Annotated in this window: 24 protein-coding genes; 2 read left to right on the forward strand and 22 right to left on the reverse strand. The window is 66.7% G+C overall.

Features of this window, described 5'->3' with window-relative positions; all coding sequences use genetic code 11:
• Positions 1-41: 41 nt before the first annotated feature.
• Positions 42-461 (forward strand): rhodanese-like domain-containing protein, encoded by a 420-nt coding sequence (locus ILP86_RS11345; protein ID WP_141369293.1) that lies wholly within the window; start codon positions 42-44, stop codon positions 459-461.
• Between the two features lie 68 nt (positions 462-529).
• Here the strand turns inward: ILP86_RS11345 and ILP86_RS11350 are convergent, their stop codons facing one another.
• The 5 genes from ILP86_RS11350 to ILP86_RS11370 all read right to left on the reverse strand — a co-directional run bounded on the left by ILP86_RS11350 (position 530) and on the right by ILP86_RS11370 (position 5583).
• Positions 530-964 carry a cytochrome c oxidase subunit 4 gene (locus tag ILP86_RS11350; RefSeq protein ID WP_046749300.1) on the reverse strand — a complete coding sequence of 145 codons (435 nt, stop codon included), beginning with the start codon at positions 962-964 and terminating at the stop codon, positions 530-532.
• A gap of 3 nt (positions 965-967) precedes the next feature.
• Positions 968-2701: a cytochrome c oxidase subunit I gene (gene ctaD, locus ILP86_RS11355; RefSeq protein WP_171011008.1), complete on the reverse strand. Its 1734-nt coding sequence runs from the start codon at positions 2699-2701 to the stop codon at positions 968-970.
• Between the two features lie 3 nt (positions 2702-2704).
• Positions 2705-3607: a cytochrome c oxidase subunit II gene (gene coxB / locus ILP86_RS11360; protein WP_046749301.1), complete on the reverse strand. Its 903-nt coding sequence runs from the start codon at positions 3605-3607 to the stop codon at positions 2705-2707.
• 139 nt (positions 3608-3746) lie between these two features.
• Entirely contained in the window at positions 3747-4109 is a 363-nt protein-coding gene (gene erpA / locus ILP86_RS11365) for an iron-sulfur cluster insertion protein ErpA (protein WP_017830247.1), read from the reverse strand.
• A 61-nt stretch (positions 4110-4170) separates the two neighbouring features.
• Positions 4171-5583, reverse strand: coding sequence for a dipeptidase (locus tag ILP86_RS11370; RefSeq protein WP_193761934.1), 1413 nt, complete (start codon positions 5581-5583; stop codon positions 4171-4173).
• A gap of 46 nt (positions 5584-5629) precedes the next feature.
• On the opposite strand from ILP86_RS11370, the gene ILP86_RS11375 reads away from it, so the two are divergent.
• Positions 5630-6202, forward strand: coding sequence for a DUF3043 domain-containing protein (locus ILP86_RS11375; protein WP_046749303.1), 573 nt, complete (start codon positions 5630-5632; stop codon positions 6200-6202).
• Here ILP86_RS11375 and ILP86_RS11380 read toward each other — a convergent pair.
• The 17 genes from ILP86_RS11380 to murC form a co-directional block, all read right to left on the reverse strand.
• Positions 6177-7214, reverse strand: a complete 1038-nt coding sequence (locus ILP86_RS11380) for a quinone-dependent dihydroorotate dehydrogenase (protein WP_127012075.1) — start codon at positions 7212-7214, stop codon at positions 6177-6179. The genes ILP86_RS11375 and ILP86_RS11380 overlap by 26 nt on opposite strands.
• Positions 7215-7224: 10 nt before the next feature.
• Complete coding sequence (gene nrdR / locus ILP86_RS11385; protein ID WP_046749305.1) at positions 7225-7695, reverse strand: transcriptional regulator NrdR; 471 nt, start codon at positions 7693-7695, stop codon at positions 7225-7227.
• Between the two features lie 10 nt (positions 7696-7705).
• Entirely contained in the window at positions 7706-9010 is a 1305-nt protein-coding gene (gene hisD, locus ILP86_RS11390; protein ID WP_127012074.1) for a histidinol dehydrogenase, read from the reverse strand.
• 2 nt (positions 9011-9012) lie between these two features.
• Positions 9013-10242 (reverse strand): hypothetical protein, encoded by a 1230-nt coding sequence (locus tag ILP86_RS11395; protein ID WP_193761935.1) that lies wholly within the window; start codon positions 10240-10242, stop codon positions 9013-9015.
• Between the two features lie 72 nt (positions 10243-10314).
• A complete protein-coding gene (dnaE, locus tag ILP86_RS11400) occupies positions 10315-13833 on the reverse strand; it encodes a DNA polymerase III subunit alpha (RefSeq protein WP_193761936.1) in 3519 nt (1172 codons plus the stop codon).
• A gap of 63 nt (positions 13834-13896) precedes the next feature.
• A complete protein-coding gene (locus tag ILP86_RS11405) occupies positions 13897-15027 on the reverse strand; it encodes a hypothetical protein (protein WP_193761937.1) in 1131 nt (376 codons plus the stop codon).
• Positions 15020-15559 carry a sigma-70 family RNA polymerase sigma factor gene (locus ILP86_RS11410; RefSeq protein WP_308431918.1) on the reverse strand — a complete coding sequence of 180 codons (540 nt, stop codon included), beginning with the start codon at positions 15557-15559 and terminating at the stop codon, positions 15020-15022. The genes ILP86_RS11405 and ILP86_RS11410 overlap by 8 nt, the downstream gene beginning before the upstream one ends.
• A gap of 79 nt (positions 15560-15638) precedes the next feature.
• A complete protein-coding gene (locus ILP86_RS11415; protein WP_193761939.1) occupies positions 15639-16238 on the reverse strand; it encodes a GNAT family N-acetyltransferase in 600 nt (199 codons plus the stop codon).
• A 50-nt stretch (positions 16239-16288) separates the two neighbouring features.
• Positions 16289-17209, reverse strand: coding sequence for an RluA family pseudouridine synthase (locus ILP86_RS11420; RefSeq protein ID WP_046749314.1), 921 nt, complete (start codon positions 17207-17209; stop codon positions 16289-16291).
• A 2-nt stretch (positions 17210-17211) separates the two neighbouring features.
• Positions 17212-17886 (reverse strand): signal peptidase II, encoded by a 675-nt coding sequence (gene lspA, locus ILP86_RS11425; RefSeq protein ID WP_082682713.1) that lies wholly within the window; start codon positions 17884-17886, stop codon positions 17212-17214.
• 9 nt (positions 17887-17895) lie between these two features.
• Positions 17896-18486: a DivIVA domain-containing protein gene (locus ILP86_RS11430; RefSeq protein WP_058632802.1), complete on the reverse strand. Its 591-nt coding sequence runs from the start codon at positions 18484-18486 to the stop codon at positions 17896-17898.
• Positions 18487-18667: 181 nt separating this feature from the next.
• The gene (locus tag ILP86_RS11435; RefSeq protein WP_046749317.1) at positions 18668-18967 is read right to left on the reverse strand and encodes a YggT family protein; all 300 of its coding nucleotides are present in this window, start codon (positions 18965-18967) and stop codon (positions 18668-18670) included.
• 3 nt (positions 18968-18970) lie between these two features.
• A complete protein-coding gene (locus ILP86_RS11440; RefSeq protein ID WP_046749318.1) occupies positions 18971-19444 on the reverse strand; it encodes a cell division protein SepF in 474 nt (157 codons plus the stop codon).
• A 43-nt stretch (positions 19445-19487) separates the two neighbouring features.
• Positions 19488-20195 carry a YggS family pyridoxal phosphate-dependent enzyme gene (locus ILP86_RS11445; RefSeq protein WP_193761940.1) on the reverse strand — a complete coding sequence of 236 codons (708 nt, stop codon included), beginning with the start codon at positions 20193-20195 and terminating at the stop codon, positions 19488-19490.
• Positions 20192-21334: a cell division protein FtsZ gene (gene ftsZ, locus ILP86_RS11450; protein ID WP_193761941.1), complete on the reverse strand. Its 1143-nt coding sequence runs from the start codon at positions 21332-21334 to the stop codon at positions 20192-20194. The genes ILP86_RS11445 and ftsZ overlap by 4 nt, the downstream gene beginning before the upstream one ends.
• Positions 21335-21498: 164 nt before the next feature.
• Positions 21499-22431 (reverse strand): FtsQ-type POTRA domain-containing protein, encoded by a 933-nt coding sequence (locus tag ILP86_RS11455; RefSeq protein ID WP_141369276.1) that lies wholly within the window; start codon positions 22429-22431, stop codon positions 21499-21501.
• Between the two features lie 3 nt (positions 22432-22434).
• On the reverse strand, positions 22435-23835 hold the full coding sequence (gene murC, locus ILP86_RS11460) for a UDP-N-acetylmuramate--L-alanine ligase (RefSeq protein WP_058632800.1): 1401 nt from the start codon (positions 23833-23835) through the stop codon (positions 22435-22437).
• Positions 23836-23841 lie beyond the last annotated feature (6 nt).

A 23841-nucleotide genomic window follows, 5' to 3' on the forward strand; every position in this document is an offset into this window, starting at 1 on the left:
TCCGCTGTCGACGTCTCGCATCGGCTCCTTAGGCTGAGGGAATGATCGATCGCACCGACTTCTATGAGGCCAAACTGACCTACGAGACCGACTCCAGCGACGTCCATGCCGCAATCAAGGCCGGTGAGAACCTGGTGGTGATCGACGTCCGTTCGGACGAGGCATGGGCTCAGGGGCGCGTCGCCGGCGCCGTACACATGCATTACAGCGAGATCGCCTCCCGTGCCCCGAGGGAGATCCCTGCGGACACCGATGTCGTGGTCTACTGCTGGAGCCCTGGGTGCAATGCGGGTGCGAAGGGTGCGCTCGAGTTCGCACGCCTCGGCTATCGGGTGCGCGAGATGATCGGCGGCTTCGAGTACTGGGTCAGGGAAGGGTACGCGGTGGAGGACGCCGATGGCGTGCATCATCGCCCGGTGGATCCGCTCACCGGAATCGCTCGGATCCGCACCCGCGCCTGAACACGGCTGTCGCTACACAGGAAGAAGGCCCCCGGACGGATCCGAGGGCCTTCTTTCGATACGCGGTATCAGCGGGCGAAGTTGCCGCGGTAGTACTCGTATACCCAACCGACGATCGCGACGACGAAGATCGCCAGCCCGATCGGGAGGAGGAAGTGGCCGACTGCCAGGCCCACCACGAAGACACCGGCTGATGCGGCCAGGACGATGGGCCACCACGACCACGGGCTGAACTCGCCGAGCTCCGGGTCACCGTCGTCGATGTCCGACGTCAGGATGTCCTCCGGCAGCTCGCCGCGCTGGGCCTTGTGGGTGCGGTCGAGGTAGAACGCGATCATCGCGGCCATGAAAGCGGCGAAGAACAGGGCGACCGTGCCGACCCACTCGACCCGCATGGCGAAGTCGTCGTTAGGCGTGGCGAGGATGTGCCAGCCGGTGTAGACGACTCCGACGAGGGCGAAGAACGCCGTCAGGATCCACCAGAGAATGACATTGTCGCGCATGACTTAGTGGGCCTCTCGCTCGCCGGGAGCCGTCGTGGCGAACTCCGCAGCTTCCGGGTGATTCAGGTCGAACGCAGGACGCTCGCTGCGAATGCGCGGGATCGACGTGAAGTTGTGTCGCGGCGGCGGGCAGGACGTCGCCCACTCGAGCGATCCGCCGTAGCCCCACGGGTCGTTGACCGTGACCTTCGGAGCCTTGCGTGCCGTGATCCAGACGTTCAGGAAGAACGGCAGCATCGAGGCACCGAGGATGATGGCACCGATCGTCGACACCTGGTTCTGCCAGGTCCAGCCGTCGGCCTCCGAGTAGTCGGCGTAACGACGCACCATGCCGTCGACACCCAGCCAGTGCTGGATGAGGAACGTCATGTGGAAGCCGATGAACAGCAGCCAGAAGTGCACGTAGCCGAGACGCTCGTTCAGCATGCGTCCTGTCCACTTGGGCCACCAGAAGTAGAAGCCGGCGAACATGGCGAACACCACGGTTCCGAACACCACGTAGTGGAAGTGGGCGACGACGAAGTACGAGTCGGAAAGGGCGAAGTCCAGCGGCGGAGCCGCGAGGATGACACCCGTCAGACCACCGAAGACGAACGAGACGAGGAAGCCGAGTGCGAAGACCATCGGCGTCTCGAAGGTCACCGAACCTCGCCAGAGCGTACCGATCCAGTTGAAGATCTTCACACCCGTCGGCACAGCGATGAGCATGGTCATCAGAGCGAAGAACGGCAGCAGGACCGAGCCCGTCACGTACATGTGGTGAGCCCACACGGCGACGGACAGCGCCGCGATGGCGATCGTCGCGTAGACGAGGGTCTTGTATCCGAAGATCGGCTTGCGGCTGAACACCGGGAAGATCTCGGAGACGATGCCGAAGAACGGCAGCGCGATGATGTAGACCTCAGGGTGTCCGAAGAACCAGAACAGGTGCTGCCAGAGCAGGACTCCGCCGTTGGCCGGGTCGTAGATGTGCGCACCGAGGATACGGTCTGCAGCAGCAGCGAAGATGGCCGCGGCCAGCACCGGGAACGCCATCAGGATGAGCAGGCTCGTGATGAGCGTGTTCCACGAGAAGATCGGCATGCGCCACATGGTCATACCGGGCGCACGCATCGTGATGATCGTGGTGATGAAGTTGACGGCACCGAGGATGGTACCGAAACCGGAGATGCCGAGACCGACCATCCAGAGGTTTCCACCTGCGCCAGGCGAGAACGACGCTCCCGCCAGCGGCTGGTACGCGAACCATCCGAAGGAGGCCGCGCCCTGCGGGGTCAGGAAGCCGGCGACGGCGATCGTGGAGCCGAAGAGGAAGAGCCAGAAGGCGAAGGCGTTCAGACGCGGGAAGGCGACGTCAGGGGCACCGATCTGCAGCGGCAGGATGGCGTTGGCGAACCCGGCGAACAGCGGCGTCGCGAACATCAGCAGCATGATCGTGCCGTGCATCGTGAAGAGCTGGTTGTACTGCTCCTTCGTCGGGATGATCTGCATGCCCGGCGCGAACAGCTCTGCGCGGATGACGAGAGCCATCACACCGCCGAGGAGGAAGAACATCACCGACGCGATCAGGTACATGTACCCGATCGTCTTGTGGTCGGTGGAGGTGATCCACTTGACGACGATGTTGCCCTTCTGCTCGACGCGCGAGGAGCTCATGAGAGCGGCCTGGCGTGCGGGCAGAGTGCTGGGACGCGAGCGGGGGGACTCGTCGGTACGGGGAGCTTCTGTGGTCGACATGGCTTACTCCCCTCCTTCCTCGGTGTCGGTCTTCGGGGTGGTCCCCGGCAGGTTCGCGAGACGGTCGTACGCACCGGTGATGTCGCCGGTGTTGCCCTTCTCCTCGAGCGATGCCACGTAGGCGTCGTAGTCGCTCTGGGAGACCACCTTCACGTTGAAGAGCATCATGGAGTGGTACTCACCGCAGAGCTCGGCGCACTTGCCGGCGTACTCGCCCTCTCGAGTCGGGATGAACGACCAGGAGTTGTCCTTCCCGATGAACATGTCCTTCTTGTACAGGAAGTCGATGATCCAGAAGGAGTGGATGACGTCGCGCGACTGAAGGTTGATCGTGACCTTCTTGTCGACGGGCAGCACCAGGGTCGGCAGCTGTGCCTGGTCGATGTTGCCGTCCTTGTCGGGCTGCGCCTGGACGCCCATCGTCCAGACGGCGTCGGAGTTGTCCTCCTCCTCGCCGTCGTACTGGAAGTCCCAGGCCCACTGCTTCGCGATCGCGGTGATCTCGACGTCGGGGTCGTCCCACTTCGCCTCGATCTCGGACTGGTCGCGAGCCGTGAAGAAGAACATGCCCAGCACGAGGATGAGCGGCACGATCGTGTAGAAGATCTCGATCGGCATGTTGTAGCGCATCTGCACCGGGAGGCCGGTCTGGCCCTTGCGGCGGCGGTAGGCGATCGCAGCCCAGGCCATCAGGCCCCAGGTGATGATGCCGACCGCGAGGAGCACGATCCAGGAGTTGACCCAGAGCGACGAGACGCGCTCGGTCTGGTTGGTGGCTGCGGGACCACCCTCCACGAAGCCCGGAAGAAAGCCGTTCAGCTCGGTGGGAGAGCATCCCGCCAGGGCCAAGGCTGCCGCAACTCCCACAGGGAGGGCGGCCCAACGAAGGCTGCGTTTCGAGGGCACGATGCACCTTTCAGATCGCGAACAGAGCACACCCAAGTCTAGGGCAACCTCACACCTGATTCATGCCATCCACGCAGGTAGTGAAACCAGAACGGCCGCCGTCACCAGCGGTGACGGCGGCCGTGTGCACGGCGCGGGATCAGTGGAAGCTGTCGCCGCAGGCGCAGCTTCCCGCCGCGTTGGGGTTGTCGATCGTGAAGCCCTGCTCGGAGATCGTGTCCTTGAAGTCGATCGCCGCACCGTCGAGGTACGGGACGCTCATGTTGTCGATGATGACCTCCACGCCGTCGAAGTCGACGGTCTCGTCACCCTCGAGGTAGCGCTCGTCGAAGTACAGCTGGTAGATCAGGCCCGAGCATCCGCCCGGCTGCACGGCAACGCGCAGCCGAAGATCGTCGCGGCCCTCCTGCTCCAGGAGGTTCTTCACCTTGGTGGCAGCAGCGTCGGTCAGGGTGACGCCGTGTGCGCGGGTGGTCTCTGGGGAGAGTGTGGTGTCGCTCATGTCGCTCCTTGTGACGGGCCGCGGGTGCACGGCTTCTCGGACGATTCTACCGCCGCTGATCTCAGACGGCTCCGCGTTCTTCGTCATTCATGCGGGCGAGCAGCAACGCCTCGGTCGCGATCGCATGGCGGAAGGTGTCGAGATGCAGCGACTCGTTGGGGCTGTGTGCGCGCGAGTGCGGGTCCTCGACACCGGTGACCAGGATCTGCGCGTCGGGGAACTCCCGCACGAGGTCCGCGATGAACGGGATCGAGCCGCCCACTCCGAGGTCTACGGGAGGCACCCCGTAGCCGTCGCGCATGGCGTCGCGGGTGAGGGCGACAGCCCAGCCGCTGGTGTCGACGAGGAAGCCGTCACCGAGGTCGATGTCGGAGAAGGTGAGGTCTGCTCCGAACGGCGCGTGCGCGCGGAGATGACTCTCGAGAGCGTCGTAGGCCTCCCTGCCGGTCTGGCCCGGTGCCACCCGCGCGCTGATGACCACCGTCACCTCGGGGAGCAGGGTGTTGGAGGCCGCCGCCACACTGGTGGCATCGATCCCGATGACCGTCACCGAGGGCTTGTTCCAGATCCGGCTGAGGATGGTGCCGCCGCCGATCGGCGAGGTGCCGGGCAGCAGACCCGCCTCGTCTCGCAGCGTCGCCTCGGTGTATTCAGGAGTGGGAGCGTTCCGCTCGGTCATGCCCTCGACCGCGACCGAACCGTCGGCGTTCCACAGTGTGGAGAGCAGTGTGACAGTCGCCATCATCGCATCGGGCACGGCGCCGCCGAACATGCCGGAGTGCGAAGCGTGGTCGAGGGTGCGCACACGCATCGTGAAGCGCGCATTGCCACGGAGCGAGACCGTGAGCCCCGGGGTCACGGAGTCCCAGTTCCCGGAGTCCGCGACGACGATCGCGTCCGCGCGGAGCGCGTCCTTGTTGTCGGAGAGGAACTGCGCGAACGAGCGGGAGCCGTACTCCTCCTCCCCCTCGATGAACATCGCGATGCCGAGGTCGAGATCATCGCCCAGCACCTCGCTGACCGCACGGATCGAGGCGATGTGCGACATGATGCCGGCCTTGTCGTCCGCCGCCCCACGGCCGTAGAGACGCCCGTCACGCACCGTCGGCTCGAACGGCGGAGTCTCCCACAGGGCATCATCCCCCGGAGGCTGCACGTCGTGGTGGGCGTAGAGCAGGATCGTCGGCTTGCCGTTGCGCGCGGCACGCGTGGCGAGCACAGCCGGCTGTCCCTGCTCGTCTGTCCCGGGGATCGCGGCGCGGAGCACGCGCACCTCGTCGAACACACCGGTGCCGGATGCCAGCGCGGCGACAGCCTCTGCGCTGCGTTCCAGCTGCGTCTGATCGAACGCCGGCCAGGCCATGCCGGGGATGCGCACCAGGTGGCCGAGATCCGACAGCGCAGAGGGGATCCCGGTCGCCACCGCCTCGAGGACGGCGGCGTCGGACTCACGGGGAGGAACAGGAGAGGTCATGCGAGTAATCTTAAGGTGATCCCCCACCGGCGAACCGAGGAACTCCGTGTCCACTACCCCTACCTCCCCTTCCACGAACGACGACGCACCCGAGACGACCTCCGTCGGCAAGGGGCGCGCGACGCCGAGCCGTGCGGAGCAGGAGGCAGCTCGTCGCCGGCCCCTCGTCGCCAACACCAAAGAGGCGAAGGCGGCGGCCAAGGCGGAGCTCAATGAGCGCCGTGCCCGCGCGCAGGCAGGCATGGCCGCCGGTGAGGAGAAGTACCTCCCGGTTCGCGACAAGGGCCCGCAGCGCCGCTGGGTCCGCGACTACGTGGACGCGGGGTGGCACCCGGCCGAGTTCGTGATGGGTGTGATGGTGCTGGTCATCCTCGCCTCGCTGGTGCCGGCGAACACAGCCATCTCCTTCTACGCCTACATCGTGATGATGGGCTACCTCGTGATCGCGATCGGCGGCATGATCCTGCTCGGCATGCGGGTCAAGCGCAAGGCGGCGGCGAAGTTCGGCAAGGACCGACTCGAGCGCGGCCTCGGCTGGTACGCCGCGATGCGCGCGCTGCAGATGCGCTTCATGCGTCTGCCGAAGCCGCAGGTCAAGCGCGGCCAGTACCCCGCCTGAGCAGTCCCCTGTTGATCTCGCGACCCCAGAACGGGCCGCGGTAGAGGAACGCCGTATAGCCCTGCACGAGCGTCGCACCTGCGTCGATGCGCTCCTGCACGTCCGAAGCGGTCTCCACTCCCCCGACCGCGATGACGCAGAAATCTGCGGGAACCGCGTCGCGCACGACGCGCAGCACTTCGAGGGACCGCTTCTTCAGCGGCGCCCCGGAGAGCCCACCCGCTCCCGCGGCCTCGACGGTCGCCGCATCCGTACGCAGCCCGTCTCGACTGATCGTCGTGTTGTGGGCGATGATCCCCGCCAGCCCCTCGGCGACGGCCAACTGTGCGATCGCCGTGATCTCATCATCCGGGAGGTCAGGCGCGATCTTCACGAGAAGTGGCGTGCTGCCGGAGGCTTCCCTGACCGCGCGAAGAAGCGGCGCGAGCGTCTCGACAGCCTGCAGGCCGCGCAGCCCCGGCGTGTTCGGTGACGACACGTTGACGGCCAGATAGTCGGCGAGCGGAGCGAGGCGCGTCGCCGAAGCCACATAGTCGGCGGTCGCGTCTTCGACGTCGACGACACGGCTCTTTCCGATGTTGACGCCGATGATCGTGTCGGGCGCGCCACGCCGCAGGCGCGCGAGTCGACGAGCGGCGGCATCCGCTCCCGCGTTGTTGAAGCCCATCCGATTGATCACGGCCCGGTCTTCGACGAGACGGAACAGCCGCGGCTTGGGGTTTCCCTCCTGAGGGATCGCCGTCACGGTGCCCACTTCCACGTGCCCGAACCCCAGCGCGGCGAGTCCCCGCACGCCCACCGCGTTCTTGTCGAACCCCGCAGCGACACCGAACGGCGAGGGGAAGGTGAGACCGAGGGCTTCGACCTGAAGCGACGGATCCGGTCGAGTGAGAGCCCGCGTCGCCCAGGAGAACGGAGGCGCCCCGAGTACACGGATCACCGCCATGCCGGCGTGGTGGGCGAACTCGGGGTCGAAGCGCGACAGGACAGCGCGAAAGAGCAGCGGATACATCCCTGCCAGATTACCGCTCCGCGGACTCCCGCTTCGTGTGGTCGGCGCGCAGGTCGGTGATGGCGGACTCGAAGTCCTCGAGCGAATCGAACGCCTGATAGACGCTGGCGAACCGCAGGAACGCGACCTCGTCAAGCTCGCGCAACGGTCCCAGGATGGCCAGACCGATCTCGTTCGTGTCGAGCTGCGAGACGCCGGTCTGCCGCACGGCCTCTTCCACGCGTTGAGCGAGCACCGCGAGGTCTCCCTCGGTGACCGGACGTCCCTGGCACGCCTTGCGCACGCCCGTGATGACCTTCTCCCGACTGAACGGCTCCATCACCCCGGAACGCTTGATGACGTTGAGGCTCGCCGTCTCCGTCGTGGTGAACCTGCCACCGCACTCCGGGCACTGTCGACGACGCCTGATCGAGAGTCCGTCGTCGCTGGTGCGTGAATCGATGACGCGGGAATCGGGGTGTCGACAGAAGGGGCAGTGCATCTGACCGATCCTACGCGGTGAAACGCGCCTCGATCGCTTCGCCGTGGGCAGGAAGCACCTCGGTTTCGGCCAGGGCGACGACTCCAGCCCGCACAGCCGCCAGGGCAGCTCTGTCGTAGGAGATCACCTGCTGCGGGCGAAGGAAGGTGTACGAGCCGAGACCCGGGGCATAGCGCGCCTGCCCTCCAGTCGGCAGGACGTGATTGCTGCCTGCCATGTAGTCCCCGAGGCTGACGGGGGTCTGGTCGCCGACGAACACGGCCCCGGCGCTGGTGAAGGCCGCGGCAGCCTGCTCGGCGTCGACGAGGTGGAGTTCGAGGTGCTCCGGTGCGTAGGCGTTGCTGAAGGCGGTGGCCATGTCGCGATCGTCGACGAGGACGATCGCGGACTGCGGCCCCGACAGCGCGGCCGCGACACGTTCGCTGTGGCGCGTGCCGGCGGCGATGCGCTCCACTTCGGCGGCCACCTTCTCGGCCAGATCCGCCGCGTCAGTCACGAGCACCGCCGATGCCTGCTCGTCGTGCTCCGCCTGGCTGACGAGGTCTGCGGCGATGAGCCGAGGATCCGCGTGGGCGTCGGCGACGACGAGGATCTCCGTGGCCCCGGCTTCCGAGTCCGTTCCGACGACGCCGGCGACGGCGCGCTTGGCGGAAGCGACGTAATTGTTCCCCGGACCCGAGACGACGTCGACAGGGTCGAGGTCGAGCGACGGCACTCCGTGGGCCAGCGCGCCGATCGCGCCGGCGCCACCCATCGCGTACACCTCGGTCACACCCAGCAACGCGGCCGCCGCGAGGATCGTCGGGTGGATTCGTCCGCCCTGGTCCGACTGCGGCGGCGATGCCAGGGCGATCTCCTGGACACCGGCGACCTGTGCCGGCACGACGTTCATGATCACGCTCGACGGATACACGGCTTTGCCGCCGGGGATGTAGACCCCCACGCGGTGCACCGGCTGCCAGCGCTGCGTGATGACGGCCCCTTCCCCGATGCGCGTCACCTGCGTCGCGGGAACCTGGGCTGCCGACGCGAGGCGCACGCGACGGATCGCCTCCTCAAGCGCACTCCGCACCTCCGGCGCGAGCTCTTCCAACGCCGTGATGAGGTGATCGGCGGGCACGCGCACTGCGTGTTCCGTGACTCCGTCGAATCGTTCGGCCTGCTCCCGAAGAGCCGCCTCACCGCGCTCGCGCACGTCGTCGACGATGCGCGCTGCGGTGTCCAGCGCTTCGGCTCTGGCCTGCGTTGCCCTGGGGACGGCGGCGAGCATGCCCGCGGGCGAGAGCTCGCGCCCTCGCAGATCGATCGTGCGCATTGTCAACCCTTCGTGATGTCGGAGATGTCGTGGAGGTAGCCGATCCGTCCGTCGTCATGTCGGACGACGAACGCACCCCCACGGTCCTCGATCACGAGAGCCCACGCGCTCGGGCCGATGCGGAAGAGCGGCTCTCCACGCTCGTCGTGGACGTCGCGCTCGGACGGCGCGAGGATCCAGAACGGCTGGGCTGCGGGCGCCGTCGCTCGGGGATTCGTCGCCTCGAGGTCGGCGTCCGTGACGCCCTCCAGGATCAGCGGCTCCGGCTCTTCCTCGGCCGTGCTCGTCTCATACGTCGCCGCTGTCTCGAGCAGCGACTCGATGCTCCCGGTATCCGAGACGATCTCCGGCTCCTGGTTGCGGGAGCGACGTGAGTACGAGGGAACGTAGTCCTCGTCGGACTCCTCCGGCGTGGTGCCGATCCCGCCACCGGACGCGTGTGCCGTGAGCGGCACCTGCTCGGCGAGGTCGAAGCGAGCGATCTCGTCCGTGGCCTGGTGGCCCGACAGCTCGACATCGCGGTCGATGACGAGAGGAAGAGCCGAGCTGTCGACGATGACGTCGGTCTGCGTCTCGGACTCCTCAGACACCTCGAGCTCGTCGGAGGTCGCAGGTACGCGCGACGGCTCTTCGACCGTGTCGGTGATCGCGGGCTCGGGACGCGGTCGCGCGATCACGGGACGAACGGGGTTCGCATTGCGGTGTGCGAGCGTCACGAGACGCCCGTGGAAGTCTTCCTTGAGACCCGGGATGATCGGGGCGAACACCGTGAGGACGACGAGCGCCACAGAGGTGATGGCCAGAGCGACTCCGTTCCACGGAAGGGTCCAGACGCCACCGGAGACGAGCGCGGAGATCGCGAGCCACAGGCTGCCGATCCAGACCACGGCGGACACGGAGAACGCGACAGAGGCGAACTGATCGATGCCGAGTGAGCCGACCCGGCGGATGCCGTCGGGCGAGAATCGGCGGAGCACCAGAAGGAACACGGCGACGGTGGGCAGCGCGATCGGAAGCACCCACTGGATTCCGACGCCCCAGAGCGAGAGGTCGCCGATGAGCGGGAAGAACGAGAACACGAACGAAAGCAGCCACACGCCCACGATCAGCAGCTCGCGCAGCGTGAACCCGAGGATTCCGAGCTCCGGCGTGACCTCTTCGTCGTAGAGGACACCGTCGTCGTCGCTGAAGACCTCGTCCTCAGGATCCGTTTCGGGGAGATCCGTGCTCATGCGTGGTCCTTTCGTCACGGGGCTCGACGGGTGGTTTCGTCGTGCTGCCGACGGCTCACGATCCTACCCCGCTCACCCCAGACAGGTGGGCCCGAGCAGCGACTTGAGGTCACCGAACAGATCCGCGGACACCTTGACAGGCATCGGCACCTCGAAGACCTTCGCCGTGCCGCCCCGGTGCACGCGGAGCACCACCTCGGTGTCTCCGTTGTGGCGCCGGAGCACCTCCGCGAGTTCCATCATCACCCGCTCGGTCGCCCGCTGCTCGGCGAGGACGAGTGCCAGCGGACCGGCCGCGTCGAAAGAGCCCACGTCGGGAGCGAACGCCGACTGCGCGTGCAGGTTGAGCCCGTCGTCGCGCCTGGACACGCGCCCGCGCACGGCGAGGATCGCGTCCTGCTGCAGCGTGTGCTGGAACTCGGTGTACGTCTTTCCCATGAACATCACGGTGACCTCACCGTTGAAGTCCTCTACGGTGATCATGCCGTACGGGTTTCCGCTCGCCTTGGCCACGCGGTGCTGCACGCTGGTCACGAGTCCGGCCACCGTCACCTGGTCGCCGTCCTGCAGGTCTTCGGAGTTGTTCAGATCGTTGATCGAGATCGACGCATGCTTCGCGAGCGGTACCTCGAGTCCGGCGAGAGGGTGGTCCGACACGTAGAGCCCGAGCATCTCCCGCTCGAACGCGAGCTTGTCCTTCTTGACCCACTCGGGTCTGGCCGGGACCTTGGCCGGCGCGACCTCTTCGGTCCCGTCGTACAGGCTGTCGAAGTCGAAGCCGATCGCCCCCTGGGCCTCGTTCCGCTTGCGGTCGACCGCCGCCTCGACCGCGTCTTCGTGCACCTCGTACAGCGCGCGACGGGTGTCTCCCATGGAGTCGAACGCGCCCGCCTTGATCAGGGACTCGACGGTGCGCTTGTTCGAGACGTGCAGAGGAACCTTCTCGAGGAAGTGATGGAACGAAGTGAAGCGCTCGTCCTTGCGGGCCTTGACGATGCCCTCGACGACGTTGCTGCCGACGTTGCGCACGGCTCCGAGGCCGAAGCGGATGTCGTCGCCCACGGCGGCGAAGAAGTTGATCGAGTCGGAGACGTCGGGCGGGAGCACCTTGATGCCCATCCGACGGCACTCGTTCAGGTACAGCGCCATCTTGTCCTTGGAGTCGCCGACGCTGGTGAGCAGCGCCGCCATGTACTCGGCGGGATAGTGCGCCTTGAGGTATGCGGTCCAGTACGACACCAGGCCGTACGCGGCGGAGTGCGCTTTGTTGAACGCGTAGTCCGAGAAGGGCAGCAGGATGTCCCACAGGGCCTTGATCGCCGCCTCGCCGAAGCCGCGTTCCTTCATACCGCCGGCGAAACCCTCGTACTGCTTGTCCAGCTCGGACTTCTTCTTCTTGCCCATGGCACGACGGAGGATGTCTGCCTGTCCGAGGCTGAAGCCGGCGACCGCCTGAGCGATGGCCATGACCTGCTCCTGGTAGATGATGAGCCCGTAGGACTCCTGCAGGATCTCGGCGAGAGGCGCTTCCAGTTCGGGATGGATCGGAGTGATCTCCTGCAGGCCGTTCTTGCGCAGGGCGTAGTTCGTGTGCGAGTTGGCGCCCATGGGCCCCGGACGATACAGGGCGATGAGTGCCGAGATGTCGCCGAAGTTGTCGGGCTTCATCAGCCGCATCAAGGAACGCAGGGGCGGGCTGTCGAGCTGGAACACACCGAGGGTGTCTCCGCGGGCGAGCAGCTGATAAACGCCCGGGTCGTCGAGGCCGAGGTGCTCGAGGTCGAGTTCCTCACCTCGGTTGGTGCGGATGTTGTCGAGCGCGTCGGAGATGATCGTGAGGTTGCGGAGCCCCAGGAAGTCCATCTTGATCAGACCGAGCGACTCGCACGACGGGTAGTCGAACTGCGTGACGATCTGGCCGTCCTGCTCACGGCGCATGATCGGGATGATGTCGAGCAACGGGTCGGACGACATGATCACACCGGCGGCGTGTACGCCCCACTGACGCTTCAGGCCCTCGAGACCCAGCGCACGGTCGAATACGGTCTTCGCCTCCGGATCGGTCTCGATCAAGGTGCGGAACTCGCTCGCCTCCTTGTACCGCGGGTGCGCCGAGTCGAACATGCCGTCGAGGGGCATGTCCTTGCCCATCACGGGCGGCGGCATCGCCTTGGTGAGACGCTCTCCCATGCTGAACGGGAACCCGAGCACGCGCCCGGCGTCCTTCAGCGCCTGCTTGGACTTGATGGTGCCGTACGTGACGATCTGCGCGACGCGCTCGGAGCCGTACTTCTCGGTGACGTAGTCGATGACCTCGCCACGGCGCCGGTCATCGAAGTCGACGTCGAAGTCGGGCATCGATACACGGTCGGGGTTGAGGAATCGCTCGAAGATCAGTCCGTGCTCGAGCGGATCGAGGTCGGTGATCCTCATCGCGTACGCGACCATCGATCCGGCACCGGAGCCACGGCCGGGACCGACCCGGATGCCGTTGTCCTTCGCCCAGTTGATGAAGTCGGCGACGACCAGGAAGTACCCGGGGAACCCCATCTGCAGGATGGTGCCGGTCTCGTACTCGGCCTGCTTGCGCACCTTGTCGGGGATGCCACCCGGGTAGCGGTAGTGGAGCCCCGCCTCGACCTCTTTGATGAGCCAGCTGTCCTCGGTCTCGCCGTCCGGCACCGGGAATCGCGGCATGTAGTTCGCGGAGGTGTTGAACTCCACCTCGCACCGCTCGGCGATCAGCAGCGTGTTGTCGCATGCTTCCGGGTGGTCTCGGAAGAGCTGCCGCATCTCGGCCGCTGTCTTGATGTAGTAGCCGTCGCCGTCGAACTTGAACCGGTTGGGGTCGTCCATCGTCGACCCAGACTGCACGCACAGGAGAGCCTCGTGCGCGTCGGCCTCGTGCTGGTGCGTGTAGTGCGAGTCGTTGGTGGCGACCAGGGGGATGTTCAGGTCCTTCGACAGACGGAGCAGGTCGGTCATGACACGCCGCTCGATCGACAGGCCGTGGTCCATGATCTCGGCGAAGTAGTTCTCCTTGCCGAAGATGTCCTGGAACTCGGCCGCCGCCGCGCGCGCCGCGTCGTACTGTCCCAGTCGCAGACGTGTCTGGATCTCCCCCGAAGGGCAGCCTGTCGTGGCGATGAGTCCCTTGCCGTAGGTCTGGAGCAGCTCGCGGTCCATACGCGGCTTGAAGTAGTACCCCTCCATGCTCGATCTCGAGCTGATGCGGAAGAGGTTGTGCATGCCCTCGGTGCTCTGGCTCCACATCGTCATGTGGGTGTACGCGCCGGAACCCGAGACGTCATCGCTCTTCTGGTCGGGCGAGCCCCACTGCACGCGAGTCTTGTCGCTGCGGTGGGTACCGGGGGTCATGTACGCCTCGAGCCCGATGATGGGCTTGATGCCGGCGTTTCGTGCGGCGTTGTAGAACTCGAAGGCCGCGAAGGTGTTGCCGTGATCGGTGACGGCGATCGCGGGCATGCCGTATTCGGCAGCCGCCTGGGTCATCGCATTGATCTTCGCCGCACCGTCGAGCATCGAGTATTCGCTGTGCACGTGCAGGTGGACGAAAGAGTCGGATGCCATGCCTTCGAGTCTACGGCGGGGCCCCGACACCGGAGGTCGGTGGCGGGGCCCCGTCGAGACTCGTCACGGCAAGGTATCGACCACACTCGTCTCGAAGGTCATCCGGACGTCCGGCACGTCACTCGGGATCACCCCTTCGCCGACCGAACTTGTGTCGGTGATCTCGGTCACGAGCCCCGTCGCCATCTCGATCGTCACCGTGTAGCGCCTCAGCGATGTCTCCGCAGTCTCGGACGAGCCGAGCTGCGAGTCGAACGTGACCACCCGTTCGCCGTTGAGTTCGGCACCCACCGTCGACCCGGGAAGCAAGCTGAGTGCGCGGTACATCGACGCCCGCAGCTCCGGGTCCCCGACGTTGTGCGAGAGCAGTCCGATGATAAGCCACCCGACCTTTCCATCGGCCCAGCCCTGCTCGTCCGGACCCAGGTAGTCGCGGATCCAGCCGATCATGGCGTCGGGGTCACGTGGCATCGACTCGAAGAACCACAGGACGTCTTCGACGCCGCCCTCGGACAACCGGGGGGCGGCCGAGGCGAACAACGAGACGGCCGGCCCGTAGCCCTGCATCGCCGCACTCTGCTCCGCATGCCCCTGCGTCTGATCGCCGTAGACGCTGCCTGCGACCGGAGCGCCCCACTCTCCGTACCACTGCGAACGCAGATCTGCAGGCGAGTAGTCGGCGCCACTGCGACTGATCACCCAGCCACTCGACGCCGCAGCTCGCGAGACACTGTAGCCAGGTTGCCCGGCTGTATCGAGATCGGCGTCGAACACGCCCAACGACTCCGTCGTCCAAGCACGGCGCTGATACTGCCCGGGAGCAAGCTGGGGCGGCGAGAATCCCGCCGCGGAGTTCGCAGCTCCCAGCAGCGCCTCAGGCCCTGTCATCGGAGTGGCTGTGGGGGTCGGCACCCGGCTCGGCACGAGCTCGGGACCAGGCGCACGTGTCGGCACCGCTTCCACCGTCGGTGCGGGGGCTGGCGCGGCGATGCCGCTCATCACGAGCACCCCGGTGGTGACCGCAGCCACCGCGCCGAGCGAGGCTGCGGCTATCAGCCACGACCTTCGCGCTCCTCGAGCACGTGCCGGCCTGCGCTCACCTTCGATCGCGGTCAGGAGAACGGCTCGCGCGGCCGCGATGTTCTCCTCAGCGCCGTCGATGTCGGGCCTGGTCTGCTGGGCCTTCTCAAACATGTCCAAGGGTCTCCCCCTTCTGCTGCTGCTCGAATGCCTGGATCCTTCGGGTGGAGTCCAGCCGTGTGCGGACCCTGTTCAGGCGCGATCGCACCGTTCCCACCGGTACGGCGAGTGCGACGGCGATCTCCTCGTATGTCAGCCCCTGCCACGCGTAGAGCAGGAGCGTCTCCCTGTCCTTTGGGGCGAGTGCCGCGATCCGCGTTTTCAAGGATCGGACTTCGCGCTCGGCATCGACCCGCGACATCGCGTCGTCCAGACCTCCAAGCGACGAATGATCCTGCTGAGAGACAGACGCTGCGAAAGACCTCCAGTGTTTCGCTTCCACCGAACGATGGCGGCGGATCAGGCGCGAGGCTATGCCGAGGAGCCACGGCGCCGCCGACTCGACGTCTGTGTCGAAATCCGCTCGGCGGCGGAATGCGACGAGGAATGTCTCGCTCAGGACGTCTTCCGCCGCGTGCCGGCCGATGCGATACGTGGCGAAGGCGTTGACGGCGCGCGCATGTCTGTCGAAGAGCTCGGCGAACACCGCCGGATGCTGAAGAGATCGCTGGATGATCTCGCTGTCTGTGGTCACGCTATGTATTGGCCGTGCGCCGCAGAGCGGTTCACGGTTTCTTCGACGACGTCGACGATGCTCCGAGTTCGAGCCGCATCAGGACTCGGGGGAACCCGTCCAGCACGGAACGGGTGTCGGCGGCCCTCTCGAACCCCGCGCTCTCGAACAGCGACCGAGTGCCGACGTATGCCATCGTCAAGTTCACCTTCTCGTCGCCGTTGTCGACGGGGTACCCCTCGATCGCCGGGGCTCCGCGCTCCCTCGCGTAGGCGACTGCGCCCTCGACGAGTGCATGCGTGATCCCCTGCTTCCGGTACCCAGGGCGAACCCGGAAGCACCACAGCGACCAGACGTCGAGGTCGTCGACGTGCGGGATCAGCCGGTTTCGGGCGAAGCTCGTCTCCCGACGCGGCTGGAGGGCCGCCCATCCGACCGGTTTCCCGTCCAGGTACGCGATCACTCCGGGAGGAGGATCTTGATGGCAGAGTTCGCGCACGCGATCGGCACGGGCCTGACCCCTCAGCGCAACATTCTCCTTGTTTCCGATGCGATAGCTCAGGCAGAAGCACACGTTCGATGTCGGCTTCCTCGGCCCGACGAGTGTGGCGACGTCGTCGAAATCGGTCGCGGGACGAACCTCGATGGTCATGCGCCCAGTGTCGCGCACCTCACGGACACATGTCCGGCGAGACACGGGGATCATTCCCCGCGCAGCACATCCAGAGCGTGCTCGAAATCCGCGGGATAGGGAGACTCGAACTGCACCCAGTCACCCGTCGTCGGGTGCGCGAAGGCGAGCTGATGCGCATGCAGCCACTGGCGGGTGAGCCCCAGCCGCGCCGACAGCGTCGGGTCGGCGCCGTACAGGGGGTCGCCGACGCACGGGTGCCGGTGCGCAGCCATGTGCACGCGGATCTGATGCGTGCGGCCGGTCTCGAGGTGGATCTCGAGCAGCGATGCGCCGGGAAAAGCCTCGAGGGTCTCGTAGTGCGTGACGGACGGCTTCCCATCCGGGACGACGGCGAACTTCCAGGAGTGATTGGGGTGGCGCCCGATCGGAGCGTCGATCGTGCCGGCGAGCGGGTCCGGGTGCCCTTGGACGACGGCGTGATAGATCTTCTCGACCGTACGGTCCTTGAACGCCTGCTTCAGCACCGTGTAGGCGTGCTCCGATTTCGCCACGACCATCAGGCCGCTCGTGCCCACGTCCAGCCGGTGCACCACGCCCTGGCGCTCCGGCGCTCCGCTGGTCGAGACACGGAAGCCCGCCGCGGCGAGGGCACCGACGACGGTGGGCCCCTCCCAGCCGAGGGAAGGATGAGCGGCGACGCCCGTCGGCTTGTCGACGACGACGATGTCGTCATCGTCGTAGACGATGCCGAGCTCCGGCACCGCGATCGGGACGATCTTCGGCGCCTCCTTCGGCTGCCATTCGATGTCGAGCCAGCCGCCTCCTCGCAAGCGATCGGACTTGTCGAGCGTGACGCCGTCGAGACGCACTCCCCCGGCGGCGGCGACGTCAGCAGCGAAGGTGCGGGAGAAACCCATCAGCTTCGCCAGGGCAGCATCGACACGCGAGCCGTCGAGACCGTCGGGTACAGGCAGTGACCGCGACTCCACGGTCAACGTCCCTCCGCTGCGGGTGCCGCGCCCTCCGAAGGCGTGTCGTCATCGACCTTTCGCAGGGGCGCCGCGTCGGCTGCGTCGACCATGTCGTCATCGGTGTCGGTCGCCTCGACCGCCGCTGCAGCCTCGGCCTCGGCCTCGGTCTGCACGAGCTGGTGATCGCGTTCCCGCGTCCCGTCGAAGCGCAGGCCGACCACGACGAGCAGCGCCACGGAGATCATCCCCGTCACGATGAAGACGTCCGCGACGTTGAAGATCGCCGGCATCATCCACGGCATCGAGATCATGTCGACGACATGTCCCATAGGGAAGCCGGGCTCGCGGAAAAGACGGTCGCTGAGATTGCCGAGCACTCCGCCGAGAAGGCAACCGAGAACGACAGCCCACAGCCGGGACTTCAGACCGAATGCCTTCCAGACGATCACGCCTGCCACGACCGCGAGGGCGATGGTGAAGATCCACGTGACTTCGGACCCGAGCGAGAAAGCAGCTCCGGGATTGCGCACGTAATACAGCTGAAGGAACTCGCCGAGCACGGGGACCGGCTCCTGATAGGGCAGGTTCTCGATGGTGAGGTACTTCACAAACTGATCGGCGGCCAGCACGAGCGCTGCGAGAATCGCAACGATCGCGCCGGCCGCCGACCGAGGAAGGGGACGGCGTCCTGACAAGAGGGCGCCTTACAGACCGATCGCGGAGACGGGGGTCGAGTCCGTGGAGGTCGACTTCTCGTCGAGCTCGCGGAGCTGGCCCTCGATGTAGCCGCGCAGCTGCGAGCGGTAGTCGCGCTCGAAGTTGCGGAGCTCGGTGATCCGAGCCTCGAGCGTGTTGCGCTCGCGCTCGAGACGTGCGGTCTCTTCGCGCTGCTTGGCCTCGGCCTCGGTGCGGATGCGAGCCACCTCGGTCTCAGCCTCGGAGATGAGCTGGTTGCGCTTGGCCTCGCCCTCGGCCACGTGCTCGTCGTGCAGACGCTGCGCGAGCTCGATGATGCCGGCGGTGGCGGTCGCGGATCCGGTCGGGGCCGGCTCTGCCGGAGCCTCGGCGACAGGAGCGGCGGCGGGGGCCTCGGCAGCGGGAGCGGCGGCCTCAGGGGCAGCACCGGACTCGTACGCGGCCAGCTTGGCCTTCAGCTCGACGTTCTCCTCGAGAGCCTTGCGCCACTCGATGACGATCTCGTCGAGGAAGTCGTCCACCTCGTCCGGGTCGAAGCCGTCCTTGAAGCGGACGTGCTGGAACTGCTTGGTGACGACGTCATCCGGGGTAAGTGCCATGGGTGGCTCCTCTTTCGATGAGTTCGATTGCCAGTATCGATGTATGGCGTGGTCGTGATGTGGCGCGAACCCGGGGCGCGCACCTGGGTGCCAGCATAGCCCCCGCGCATCGGTGCCGCGATGTCACGACACTCAGAGAGCGGGAACTCACCGCAGCCGGAACACGGGACACGCCGGTGATTCAGCGGACGAACAGTCGGACGATGTTCATCAGAATCAGGACGATCAGCAGTGTGAGTGCGAACCCGAAGTCGAGCGACAGCGAGCCGATCCGCAGCGGCGGGATGATCCGTCGGAAGAACCGGATGGGGGGATCGGTGAGCGTGTAGACCGCCTCGGCGGCGACGAGGCCGAAGCCCTTGGGCCTCCATTCCCGATTGAACATCGGGATGTAGTCCAGGATCAGGCGCGCGAAGAGCACGATGACGTACAGGAGGAGCACCAGATGAACGATGCTCGCGAGGACCGAGACCAGCTGCACGGGCTACGACTGGTCGAAGCTCGCAGACTCGGCGTCTGCGTGTGCGATGCCCCCGTGACCCGAGACCGCGATGTTCTCCGGCGACAGCAGGAACACCTTCGAGGTCACGCGCTCGATCCGGCCGTAGAGGCCGAGCGAGAGCCCACTCGCGAAGTCGATGAGGCGACGCGCATCGGCATCGCTCATCTGCGAGAGGTTGATGATGACCGGGACACCCTCGCGGAAGCTCTCCGCGATCAACTGGGCGTCACGGTACTGCTTCGGGTGGACGGTGAGGATCTCGTTCACGGCTCCTGCAGACGGCTGGCGGACGGCGACGGGGCGGCGAAGCGGCGTGACGGGGGCCGGTGCCGGCTCCTCGCGGTCACGATCGCGTTCGCGGTGAGCGCGGGCGGGCGCCTGCGCTTCTTCTTCGTAGACCTCTTCCTCGTCGGCGAGGCCGAGATACACCATGGTCTTCTTCAGTGGGTTACCCATCGTGTCCTCCGGTTCGAACGTGTCGGGCTGGTCTGTTCACAGGTTAACCCCGGTCAGGCCGGGGGCCGGTGATTGCGGAACCGATCCGCAGGTGTGTCGCGCCGGCGGCGATCGCCTCGACGAAGTCCCCCGTCATCCCGGCAGAGATCCACGATGCCGAAGGGTCGATCGCACGGACGCTCTCCGCGATGCCGTGCAATCGTGCGAAGGCGGAGGCAGGCTCCTCGTCGAGCGGCGCCACCGCCATCACGCCGCGCAGGCGCAACGACGGCAGCGAGAGGACGTGCTCCGCGAGAGCGACCGCCTGCGCCGGTGCCGCTCCCCCGCGGCCGGGATCGTCGGTGAGGTTGATCTGCACCAGCACATCGAGCTGATCGTCATCATCGGCCGCGCGGTGCAGGGCGTCGGCGAAGCGGTCGCGATCGACCGAATGCACGACTGACGCGCTCCGTCGGATCGCACTCGCCTTGTTGGTCTGGCCCTGGCCGATGAAATGCCATCGCAGATCCAGCTCGGTGAGCTCGCCCTCCTTCGCCGACAGCTCCTGCTGACGGTTCTCACCGACGTCGCGCACTCCGAGCTCGTGCAGATCACGCACCAGCGACGCCGGATGGAACTTCGTCACCACGATCCTGGTGATCTCGTCGTGATTGCGTCCCACGGCTTGCGCGGCTGCGGCGATCCTGTCATCGATCGCCGACAGCCGCGCAGCCAGAGGCGCGAGCCCAGGGCCGTCGACCGGAGAGGTCACTTCAGGAATTCAGGGATGTCGATGTCGTCGTCCGCGAAAGCCGGCTCGATGCTGGTGGTCGGAACGCGCTGCTGGATCGGCTCGGGCTTGACCGGCTCAGGCTTGTGGTCCGTCTCCTCGTCGAGCGCCACCTCGGGGAGCGGAGTCGTCGAGGGCCGGGAGACGACCATCGGGTCCAGCCGCAGCGAGGGCTCACCGCCGTCGAAGCCTGCTGCGATCACGGTCACGCGCACCTCGTCGCCGAGCGTGTCGTCGATGACCGTACCGAAGATGATGTTTGCCTCGGGGTGAGCGGCTTCCTTGACGAGGTCTGCTGCGTCATGGATCTCGAAGATACCGAGGTTGGAACCACCCTGGATCGACAGCAGAACGCCGTGCGCACCCTCGATGCTCGCTTCGAGGAGCGGGGACTCCACAGCCAGCTCTGCGGCCTTGATCGCGCGATCTGCACCGCGAGCGGAGCCGATGCCCATGAGCGCGGAGCCTGCTCCCTGCATCACGGACTTGACGTCGGCGAAGTCGAGGTTGATGAGACCGGGGGTCGTGATGAGATCCGTGATGCCCTGCACACCGGCGAGGAGTACCTGGTCGGCCGTGGCGAACGCCTCGATCATCGAGATACCGCGGTCGCTGATTTCGAGGAGACGGTCGTTCGGCACCACGATGAGGGTGTCGACCTCTTCCTTGAGCTTGGAGACGCCGGCCTCAGCCTGGCTCTGGCGACGGCGACCCTCGAAGGAGAACGGCTTGGTCACGACGCCGATGGTGAGGGCGCCGATGGACTTCGCGATGCGTGCCACGACGGGCGCCCCGCCGGTTCCGGTACCGCCACCCTCTCCCGCCGTCACGAAGACCATGTCGGCCCCGGTCAGCGCCTGCTCGATCTCCTCGGCGTGGTCCTCGGCGGCACGACGCCCCACCTCGGGATCGGCACCTGCACCGAGACCGCGGGTGAGTTCACGGCCGACGTCGAGCTTGACGTCGGCGTCGCTCATGAGCAGCGCCTGCGCATCGGTGTTCACGGCGATGAACTCGACTCCGCGGAGGCCGAGATCGATCATGCGGTTCACGGCGTTGACGCCGCCACCGCCGACGCCGACGACCTTGATCACGGCGAGGTAGTTCTGGTTCTGGCTCATGGCCGGCCTCCGATTATTCGAGCCTGGAAGTGGGTGAACCTTAAACCTCAACTAGAGGTGTAAAGTATTTCCCGGTATTGCGTTCTCTTTGATCGAAGGTAAGCGCCGCCCGGCCGTGCACGCGCGAAGACACGGGCGTGTCGCCCCATTCCCGACGAAAGCACTCAGCCGACGACGGCGACTTCGGGAGACGTCACGTCGATCGAGCCCGCCGCCGGATTCGCCGCCATCGTCTTCGAGAGCACGACGGCCTTCAGCGCCGACTCCTCCGCACTCCCCCAGACCACCGTCAGCCCGCCGTTGAGGGTGAGGGTCACGTCGTCCGCCGTCGTCGCGCGGACACCGGTCAGAGCGGCGCGGACGTCCGCGGGAAGGGTGCGCACGACGAGGCCAGCGCTCCGGAACGCCGCCGATTCGACACCCCCGACGACGTCGAGCACCGGCTGCCCTGCCGGCTGATCGGAGGTGGTCGAAAGGACCACGCCGGCGGCGTCCACCAGTGTGTAACCGGCGTCGGAGCGGAGCACGCCGACGGGAGTGCGCTCGACTATCCGCACGGTGAGGTCATGCGGCGGGCGCGCTTCGAGGGCGTATGTCTCGATGAGAGGGAAGCCCAGCAACGCGGCCTTCACCTTGCTGGAGTCGACCAGTGCGAGTGGAGTGCCGAGCTGATCCCCCAGTGCCGCCTCGATCGCGGCGGGATCGAGACTCGTGGCACCTTCGACGGTGATCTTCTGCACGGCGAACAGCGGACTGTACGCCGCGGCGACGCTGCCCCCGACCAGCAGCAGTGCGGCGCCGATGCTGCTCAACCAGACGATCCTCCGCCGCCGCGACCTCTGCGTGAAACGCCGGATCTCCGCACGAAGAGCCTTTCGACGCGCACGTGCCGCGCGCCAGACATCCATCGTCGACGTCGGCTGCGGGTCGCCGACCGAGGTGCTGTCCGGCTCCTCGCCGGGTGCCGGGTCAGGAGTCGACGGAGTGTCCTGACCGGCTCCGGGATCGCGTCGCCGCCGACGGGACCTCTCCTCCGGCGCGGCGTCCTTCTCGTCCGGAGACTCCGGGCTGGTCGGAAGCGGTGCGGGCCGGCGCATCCGCTACTCCTCGTCGGTCCGGCGCAGAGAGTCCAGGACCTGCGGGATGATCTGGTAGACGTTGCCGCACCCGAGCGTGACGACGAAGTCGCCGTCTCGCGCGACTGAGGCGGTGTAGTCGGCGGCCTGCTGCCAGTCTGCGACATAGTGGACGTGCGACGGGTCACGGAAGGCACCGCTGACGAGCTCGCCCGTGACACCGGGAACGGGGTCTTCTCTGGCCCCGTAGACGTCGAGCATCACGGTGTGGTCGGCGAACTGCTCCAGGACGTCGGCGAACTCCTGGTACATGTGCTGCGTGCGCGAGTAGGTGTGAGGCTGCTGGATCGCGATGATCCGACCGGACCCGGCGATGCTGCGCATGGCTTCGAGCGCTGCTCGCACCTCCGTGGGGTGGTGCGAGTAGTCGTCGTACACGGTGACCCCACGCTCGACGCCGTGCTGCTCGAGGCGACGCACCGTACCGGCGAAGCCCTCCACCGCGCGAACGGCGTCGGCGAGCGGATAGCCGAGGGCGCGGAGAACGGCGACGGCGCCGGCCGCATTGATCGCGTTGTGGATGCCGGGGACGGCGAGCTGCATGCGGGCGTGCTCGTCGCCGTGCGTCAGCGTGGCGGCGACCGGTCCCGCAGCCACGATGTCGGTGACGCGCACATCCGCGCCGTCTGCCTGCCCGAAGGTGAGCACGTTCGGGTGCGACAGGCCCGCACCGACGCGCAGTGCGCCGGCGTCGTCGCTCGAGATCACCACGGCCTCGGTCGCGGCGTCCGCGAACTGCACGAACGCCTGATGGAAGGCTTCGTCGGAGCCGTAGTGGTCGAGGTGGTCGGGGTCGACGTTCGTGATGAGCGCCACAGCCGTGTCGTACAGGAGGAAGGTGCCATCGGACTCGTCTGCCTCGATGACGAAGAGGTCGCCGCTCCCGGTGGCGCTGGACACGCCGAGCTGCTCGATCACGCCGCCGTTGACGAAGTGCGGGTCGGCGTCGAGGTCGCGCAACGCCGTGACGATCATGCCCGTCGAGGTGGTCTTGCCGTGCGCACCCGCCACCGAGACGAGGCGCCGCGTGCCGATCAGCCAGTGCAGAGCCTGGGACCGGTGGATGACGTGGAGGCCCCGCTCCTTGGCGGTGACGAACTCGGGGTTCTCCGGCCAGATGGCGCCGGTGTGCACGACCGTGTCGGCATCACCGAGGTGGGCGGCATCATGACCGACGTGGACCGTCGCCCCCGCGGCGGCCAGCGCCCGCAGGTTGTCGCTGTCTGCGCGGTCGCTGCCGGACACGCGGATGCCCGCGTCGAGGAACATCTTGGCGAGTCCGCTCATCCCGGATCCACCGATGCCGATGAAGTGCGCGGAGGTGATCGTCTCGGGAATGGGGAGGGAGAGGTCGGGTCTGATCATGTCCGC

It is taken from the genome of Microbacterium sp. R1 (genome assembly GCF_015159725.1).
Lineage (GTDB): Bacteria > Actinomycetota > Actinomycetes > Actinomycetales > Microbacteriaceae > Microbacterium > Microbacterium oxydans.